At 73.2% G+C, this 8,128-nt stretch carries 4 protein-coding genes and 1 pseudogene; 2 read left to right on the top strand and 3 right to left on the bottom strand.

Annotation, left to right across the window (positions count from 1 at the left end):
* Nucleotides 1-159 precede the first annotated feature (159 nt).
* Nucleotides 160-612 (top strand): CopD family protein, encoded by a 453-nt coding sequence (locus tag CR938_RS13285; protein ID WP_162125458.1) that lies wholly within the window; start codon nt 160-162, stop codon nt 610-612.
* 15 nt (nt 613-627) lie between these two features.
* Here CR938_RS13285 and recQ read toward each other — a convergent pair whose 3' ends face one another.
* Nucleotides 628-2,484: a DNA helicase RecQ gene (gene recQ / locus CR938_RS13280; RefSeq protein ID WP_162125457.1), complete on the bottom strand. Its 1,857-nt coding sequence runs from the start codon at nt 2,482-2,484 to the stop codon at nt 628-630.
* 258 nt (nt 2,485-2,742) lie between these two features.
* A complete protein-coding gene (locus CR938_RS13275; RefSeq protein WP_162125456.1) occupies nt 2,743-3,291 on the bottom strand; it encodes a Dps family protein in 549 nt (182 codons plus the stop codon).
* Between the two features lie 96 nt (nt 3,292-3,387).
* On the opposite strand from CR938_RS13275, the gene hrpA reads away from it, so the two are divergent.
* On the top strand, nt 3,388-7,536 hold the full coding sequence (hrpA, locus tag CR938_RS13270; RefSeq protein ID WP_162125455.1) for an ATP-dependent RNA helicase HrpA: 4,149 nt from the start codon (nt 3,388-3,390) through the stop codon (nt 7,534-7,536).
* Between the two features lie 216 nt (nt 7,537-7,752).
* Here the strand turns inward: hrpA and CR938_RS13265 are convergent.
* Nucleotides 7,753-8,128, bottom strand: a pseudogene (locus CR938_RS13265) (hypothetical protein); the annotation flags it as partial.

Here is an 8,128-nt window from a genome sequence, read left to right as displayed (position 1 = left end):
CGATAATCAGTGTAGTATCCTGCACATGACACCGACGCAAGTATTGTAGAACGTGCAATCTAGCGTATTCTTTTTGCAAACGTCTCGGAGATTTATATAAGAGACAGGGGGCGCGGGGATGGCCGAGAATCCGCCCATCCTAGCCTGCACGCAACGCACATGAACGCCTACATCTGGGTGAAGTCCTTCCATGTCCTGTTCGTGGTCTCGTGGATGGCGGCGGTGTTCTATCTGCCGCGGATCCTGGTCAACCTGGCCGAGACGGCCGGCCAGGTGCCGGTGCAGGAGCGGCTGCGGCTGATGGGGCGGCGCCTGTACCGCTTCGGGCACATCATGCTGGGCCTGGCGTTCGTGGCCGGCGTGGTGCTGTGGCTGGGCTACCGGGTGATCCCGGGCTTCCCGACCATGGTGGCCATGGGCACCGGGTGGCTGCACGCCAAGCTGGCCCTGGTGGTGCTGCTGGTGGTGCATTACACCGTCGGTGGACGCTGGCTCAAGGGCCTGGAGCGCGGCCGTGGCCTGCCCTCGGCGCGGGCGCTGCGCCTCTACAACGAGCTGCCGGTGCTGGCGCTGCTGCTGATCGTCTGGCTGGTGCTGGCCAAGCCGTTCTGACCCCGGGGCGGGATTTCAGCCCGCCTCGCGCACGATCTCCAGCACCGCCTGGCCGTAGCGCCCCAGCTTGCTGCCGCCGATGCCGCCCACCCGCGCCAGCTCGCCGAGCGTGGCCGGGCGCAGCTGGGCGATGTCGCGCAGGGTGCGGTCGTGGAAGATGACGTAGGCCGGCACGTTCTGCTCGCGCGCGGCCTGTGCGCGCCAGGCGCGCAGGGCGTCGAACAGCGCGCGGTCGCCCGGATCCACGTACAGGGTGCTGTCGCTGCGGCGTTCGCCGCCGCGCTGCGGGCGCGCCGCCTCCTCGCGCATGGGCACGGCGCGCTCGCCGCGCAGCACCGGCCGCGCGGCCTCGGTCAGGCGCAGGCTGCCGTGGCCCTCGGCGTCCACCTCCAGCAGCCCGGCCACCACCAGCTGGCGCAGCACGCTGCGCCAGGTGGCCGCGTCCAGGTCGGCGCCGATGCCGTAGGTGGACAGCTCGTGGTGGCGGAACTGGCGGACCTTCTCGGTGTCGGCCCCGCGCAGCACGTCGATCACGTGCGCGGCGCCGAAACGCTGGCCGGTGCGGTAGACGCAGCTGAGCGCCTTGCGCGCCGCCTCGGTGGCATTCCAGGTGCGCACCGGCTGCAGGCAGTTGTCGCAGTTGCCGCAGCCTTCGCGGCCCGCGGGCGACCGGTAGGCCTCGCCGAAGGCGGCCAGCAGCACCTGGCGCCGGCACTGCACCGACTCGCAATAGCCCAGCAGCTGCTCCAGCTTGCGCCGCTCCAGGCGCTTGCGTTCCTCGCCGGCCTCGGACTGCTCGATCATCTGCCGCAGCAGAACCACGTCGCCCAGGCCGTAGGCCATCCAGGCCTCGGCCGGCTCGCCGTCGCGGCCGGCGCGGCCGGTCTCCTGGTAGTAGCCCTCGATGGACTTGGGCAGGTCCAGGTGGGCGACGAAGCGCACGTCCGGCTTGTCGATGCCCATGCCGAAGGCGATGGTGGCGCACATCACGATGCCGTCCTCGCGCAGGAAGCGCCGCTGGTGCTCGGCGCGCACCTCGGCCGGCAGGCCGGCGTGGTAGGGCAGGGCGGGGATGCCGCGGCCGGCGAGGAACGCGGCCGTCTCCTCGGTCTTGCGCCGCGACAGGCAGTAGACGATGCCCGACTCGCCGCGGTGGCCGGCCAGGAAGTCCAGCAGCTGCCGGCGCGGATTGTCCTTGTGCACCACCGAGTAGCGGATGTTGGGCCGGTCGAAGGAGCTGACGAAGCAGCGCGCCTGCTCCAGGGCCAGGTGTTCGACGATCTCGCGCCGGGTGGGCGGGTCGGCGGTGGCGGTCAGGGCGATGCGCGGCACCTGCGGCCAGCGCTCGTGCAGCACGGTCAGCTCGCGGTATTCGGGGCGGAAGTCGTGGCCCCACTGCGAGACGCAGTGCGCCTCGTCGATGGCGAACAGGGCGATGCGGCTGCGCTCCAGCAGCGAGAGGAAGCGCGTGGTGAGCAGGCGCTCGGGCGCCACGTACAGCAGGTCCAGCGCACCGTCGAGCAGCTCGCGCTCGACCTGGCGGGCCCCGGCCGCGTCCAGGGTGGAGTTCAGGCAGGCCGCGTGCACGCCCAGCTGGCGCAGCGCCTCGACCTGGTCCTGCATCAGCGCGATCAGCGGCGAGACCACGATGCCTGTGCCCGGGCGCAGCAGCGCCGGGATCTGGTAGCACAGCGACTTGCCGCCGCCGGTGGGCATCAGCACCAGGGCGTCGCCGCCGCCGGCCACGTGCTCGACGATCGCCTGCTGCTGGCCGCGGAAGCTGGCGTAGCCGAACACACGGCGCAGCAGCTCCAGCGCGGCCGGTTCCGGGACGGAACCGTCGCGGGAAGGTTCGGGGGAGGAAGCGTGCATCGGTGCAAGGATACCGGTGCACGCGCCGGAACGTGTCGGCGGCGGGCAGATGGACCGTCAGGGATGCGGCCAATCCCCGTGGAGGCCGCATCGACGGCGGCGCGGCGGGTCCATCCGTTGCGGCGTCGCTCCGCACCGGGGCATCCGGTGTTTCCTCCGGCGGCGTGGTGGCTGGCCGCGACCCCGGACGCGCCTGCCGGGACGCCGCGGACGCAGCTGGGTGTTGGGGCGGCGACGGGGTCGCCGCCCGCGGGACGGTCACTCGAGCAGCGAGCGCAGCATCCAGGCGTACTTTTCGTGGGTCTGCAGGCGCTGGGTCAGCAGGTCCACGGTCGGGTCGTCGCCGGCCTCGTCGGCGGTCTTCAGCACCGAGCGCGCGGTGCGGCACACCGCCTCGTTGCCCTCCACCAGCTGCTGCACCATGCCCTTCCAGTCCGGCACGCCGTCGGAGCCGGATTCCTCGCGGATCGAGGTCAGGCGGATGAACTCGCCGTACGAACCCGGGGCGTTGAAGCCCAGTGCGCGGATGCGCTCGGCGATCTCGTCCAGGGCGTTCCACTGCTCGGTGTACTGGTCCATGAACATCGCGTGCAGCGAATTGAACATCGGACCGGTGATGTTCCAGTGGAAGTTGTGGGTCTTCAGGTACAGGGTGTAGGCGTCGGCGAGGAAGTGCGACAGGCCTTCGGCGATCCGCTTGCGGTCGTCCGGATCGATGCCGATGTCCACGCGCGAAGGCGAGGCGACCGGGTTCAGCGCCTTCCTGCCGGCGGGGGTCTTGCCCTTGGCGGTCTTGCTCTTGGCCATGAACGGCTCCTTTGGGATGGGTCCACACGGACCAGATGGGGCTGTCACAATAAAACTAAACCCGTCCGCGTTACGCAGTACTTCACATCTTTATCTATGGATCCGATACCCGCCGACCTGCGCCGGGCCCTGGATGCCGGCCGGCGCGGCATCGACGCGGCGCTCAGCCGCGACCGCGGCCGCCTGCACGGGCTGTGGTCGCGCTGGCGCGCCCACCCGGCCGACGCGGAGGCGCGCGCCCGCTTCGAACAGGCCCTGGCCGCCTCGGTGGCCGCCTGCCAGGCCCGCGCCGGCGGCATCCCCCCGGTCACCCTGGATCCGGCCCTGCCGATCACGGCCGAGGCCGAGCGCATCGTCGAGCTGATCCGCGGGCACCAGGTGGTGGTGGTGGCCGGCGAGACCGGCTCGGGCAAGACCACCCAGCTGCCCAAGCTGTGCCTGGCCGCCGGCCGCGGCGTGGCCGGGGCCATCGGCTGCACCCAGCCGCGCCGGATCGCCGCCCGCACGGTGGCCGCGCGCGTGGCCGAGGAGCTGGGGGTGCCGTTGGGCGGGATGGTCGGCTACCAAGTGCGCTTCAGCGACCAGGCCGGCGAGGACACCCGCATCAAGTTCATGACCGACGGCATCCTGCTGGCCGAGATCGCGTCGGACCGCTGGCTGTCGGCCTACGACACCATCATCGTGGACGAGGCGCACGAGCGCAGCCTCAACATCGACTTCCTGCTCGGCTACCTGAAGCAGCTGCTGCGCAGGCGCCGCGACCTGAAGCTGATCATCACTTCGGCCACCATCGACACGGCGCGCTTCGCCCGGCATTTCGACGATGCCCCGGTGGTGGAGGTGCCCGGCCGCACCTTCTCGGTGGAGGTGCGCTACCGCCCGCCCGGCGAGGCCGGCGCGGAGGGGGAGGGCCGCGGAGAGCGGCGCGCCACCGACGCCGACCCGGTGGCCGCCATCGTCGCGGCCGTGGACGAGATCACCGCCGAGGACCCGCGCGGCGACGTGCTGGTGTTCCTGCCCGGCGAGCGCGAGATCCGCGATGTGCACCGCGCCCTGGAGAAGCGCCAGTACCGCGCCACCGAGGTGCTGCCGCTGTACGCCCGGCTGTCGGCGAAGGACCAGGACCGGGTGTTCCACCCCGGCCCGCAGCGGCGCATCGTGCTGGCCACCAACGTGGCCGAGACCTCGCTGACCGTGCCGCGGATCCGCTACGTGGTGGACCCGGGCGAGGCGCGGGTCAAGCGCTACAGCCCGCGCTCGAAGATCGACCGCCTGCACGTGGAGCCGATCAGCCAGGCCAGCGCCAACCAGCGCAGGGGCCGCGGCGGCCGCGGGGCCGCCGGCGTGTGCTACCGCCTGTACTCGGAGGCCGACTTCCTCGCCCGCCCGGAGTTCACCGACCCGGAGATCCGCCGCTCCAGCCTGGCCGGCGTGATCCTGCGCATGCTGCACCTGGGCCTGGGCCGGATCGAGGACTTCCCCTTCATCGAGCCGCCGGACGAGCGCGCCATCGCCGACGGCTGGCAGCAACTGCTGGAGCTGGGCGCGGTGGAGGACGCCGGCTACGGCCAGCGCCGCCTGACCGCGATCGGCCGGCAGATGGCGCGCCTGCCGGTGGACGTGAAGCTGGCGCGGATGCTGGTGGCGGCGCAGGCGCACGGCTGCCTGCGCGCGATGCTGCCGATCGCCGCGTTCCTGGGCGTGCAGGACCCGCGCGAGCGCCCGGCCGATGCGCGTGAGGCCGCCGACAATGCCCATGCCCGCTTCGCCGACCCGCGCTCGGAGTTCGTCGGCATCCTGCGCCTGTGGCATGCCTACGACGACGCCCACGGCGAGCTGACCCAGTCGAAGCTGCGCGACTGGTGCAGCCGCCACTTCCTCGGCTTCCTGCGCATGCGCGAATGGCGCGAGCTGCACCGCCAGCTGCGCCTGTTGTGCGACGAGCTGGGCTGGCGCGAGGAGCCGGCGGAGCGGTGCGTGCTGCCGCTGCTGGCCGGCGCGCCGGCGCCCGGCGAGGCCCGCCAGGGCCAGCGGCCCAGCCGTGGCGAGCTGCACCGCGCCGCGCGCCTGGCGCGCGAGGGCAAGGCCGACCCGGGCGCCGCACCCGCGCCGGCCGCCGGGGCGGCGCCGGCCGAGGGCGACCGCTTCAGTGCCCGCGAACGCGCCGCCGCCTACCAGGCCCTGCACCGGGCGCTGATCGCCGGCCTGCCCACCCAGCTGGGCCACCGCACCGACAAGGGCGACTACCAGGCCCCGCGCCAGCGTCGTTTCCAGCTGTTCCCGGCCTCGCCGCTGGCCAGGAAGCCACCGCCGTGGGTGCTGGTGGCCACGCTGCTGGACACGCAGAAGGTCTGGGGCCTGACCGCGGCGGCGGTCGAGCCGGACTGGGCCATCGCCGAGCTGCCGCACCTGCTGGCGCGCAAGCACTTCGACCCGCGCTGGTCGCGCGCCCAGGGCAACGTGCTGGCCTCCGAGCAGATCAGCCTGTTCGGCCTGGTGCTGGCGCCGCGCCGGCCGGTGCACTACGGCCGCATCGATCCGGCCGGCGCCCACGACCTGTTCGTGCGCCAGGCCCTGGTCACCGGCGAGATCGACACCCGGGCCGGCTTCCTGGCCGACAACCTCAGGACCCTGGAGCAGGCACGCGAGGAAGAGGCCAAGCTGCGCCGCGCCGGCCTGGTGGCCAACGAGGACTGGCAGGCACGCTGGTACCTGGACCGCATCCCGGCCGAGATCCATTCGGCCACCGCGCTGGATGCCTGGTACAGGCGGCTGGACCCGGAGCGCAGGCGCGCCCTGCGCTGGAGCCTGGCCGACCTGCTGCCGGGCGAGGGCGGGCAGGAGGAGCTGTACCCGAAGTACTTCGTGCTGGGCGATGCGCGCCTGCCGCTGCACTACAGGTTCGAGCCGGGCGCCGTGGACGACGGCGTGCCCCTGGAGGTGCCGCTGCCCCTGCTCAACGCCCTGGACCCGGCGCGGCTGGCCTGGCTGGCGCCGGGCTTCGTGGCCGAGAAGGCCGCGGCGCTGATCCGCACCCTGCCCAAGGCCATGCGCCGCAACTACGTGCCGGCGCCGGACTTCGGCCGCGCCTTCGCCGAGGCCTTCCCGCAACCGCCCGCCGATGCCATCACCGGCGAACTGGCGCGCTTCCTGACCCGCACCACCGGCGCCCCGGTGTCGGCGCTGGACTTCGACGAGGCGGCGCTGGAGCCGCACCTGCGCATGAACCTGCGCCTGCGCGAGCTGCCCGAGCGCGGTGGCCAGGTGCTGGCCGAGTCGCGCGACCTGGAGGCGCTGCGCGCCCGCTTCGGCGAGCGTGCCGGCCGCGCCTTCGCCGTACGCGCCGGCCGCGCGCTGGCCGCGGCCAGCACCGAGCTGCGCGAGTTCCCGGCCGGGCCGATCCCGCAGCAGGTGCTGGGCGAGGCCGGCGTGCCCGGTTACCCGGCGCTGGTGGACCACGGCACCCATGCCGAGCTGCGCGTGTTCGCCGACCGCGCCCAGGCCGAGGCCGCGCACCCGCGCGGCGTGGACCGCCTGCTGCGCATCGCCCTGGCCGACAAGGCCCGGCAGGCGCGCAAGCAGCTGCCGGTCTCGCCCAGGCTGGGCCTGCTGTACGCGGCCATCGAGCAGTTCGGCAGCGGTCCGGAGGCCAAGGCCAGGGAAAAGGAGCAGCTGCGCGCCGACCTGGTCGAGGCCGCGCTCAACGCGGTGCTGGCCGGAGGGCTGGAGGAGATCCGCGACCGCGAGGCCTTCCAGCGCCGCGCCGAGGCCGCCGGCCGCGCCCTGTTCGGCGAGGCGATGGCGCGCCTGGAGCTGGCCGAGCGCATCCTGGCCGCGGTGGCGGAGCTGAAGCCGAAGCTGGAGGCGCCGCTCATGGGCTGGGCGCGCGGCAACCTGGACGATCTGCGCGCGCAGCTGGACGGGCTGGTGCATCCGGGCTTCCTGCGCCACACCCCGGCCGAGGCGCTGGCGCAGTACCCGCGCTGGCTCAAGGCCATGAGCCTGCGTGTGGAGCGCGCCCTGCGCGACCCGGCGCGCGACCAGGCGCGGATGCTGGAGCTCAAGCCCTTCGTCCAGGCGCTGCAGGACGCGCAGGCGCGCGGCCGGGCGGACGAGCCGGGCTGGCAGGCCCTGCGCTGGGAGCTGGAGGAGCTGCGCGTGCTGCTGTTCGCCCAGGAGCTCGGTGCCCGCGGCGCGGTCTCGCCCAAGAAGCTGGCGCAGCGGCTGGCCGCGTTGTCGGCCTGATGCCGGGGCCCGCGGGTCGCCCTGCCTGGGCCGCGTCGGCGGAGGCGTGACGGGCGTGCCCGGTCGCCTCGCGTGCACCTGTGCCTGGGGGCCCCGGGCGGTGTCTTCGGGATGCCCGTCGAACGCCGGCTCCGGTCGCGCCGGCCAGGTCGCCGCGTACGCGGCTCCTGCAGGGGGCGGGACGCCGGCGCCGGGCGGGGTGCGGTTCGCGCGGCCCTACTTGATGCGGCGTACCTTGGCCTGGGTGCTGTAGCCGTCGATGCGCATGTACCAGACGTTGAACAGGCCGGGCTTGATGGTCACGCCGGGGTTGGTCTTGCGCACGCCGGACAGGCGCGCATCCTCGATCTGCTCCCAGACCTGGCCGTTGGCCAGGGTGTACTGCTGGCCCTTGCCGAAGCCGCGGAACTCGCCGACCAGGGTGCTGACGATGGGTTCGCTGGAGCCGAAGTCGAAGAAGCCGCGGTGCTGTTCCTTCACCTCGCGCCGGCCCTCCTCGCGCGCTTCCTCGCGGATGCGCTCGATGGCGGCGGCATCGAGCACCACCGGGGCGGCGGGCGCCGCCCCCGGGGTGGTCCTGTCTCTTTTACAC

It is taken from the genome of Pseudoxanthomonas taiwanensis (assembly GCF_010093135.1).
Classification (GTDB): Bacteria; Pseudomonadota; Gammaproteobacteria; order Xanthomonadales; family Xanthomonadaceae; genus Pseudoxanthomonas; species Pseudoxanthomonas taiwanensis.
Note: the sequence above shows the minus strand (reverse complement) of the source record. Positions and strands in the feature narration are given on the sequence as shown.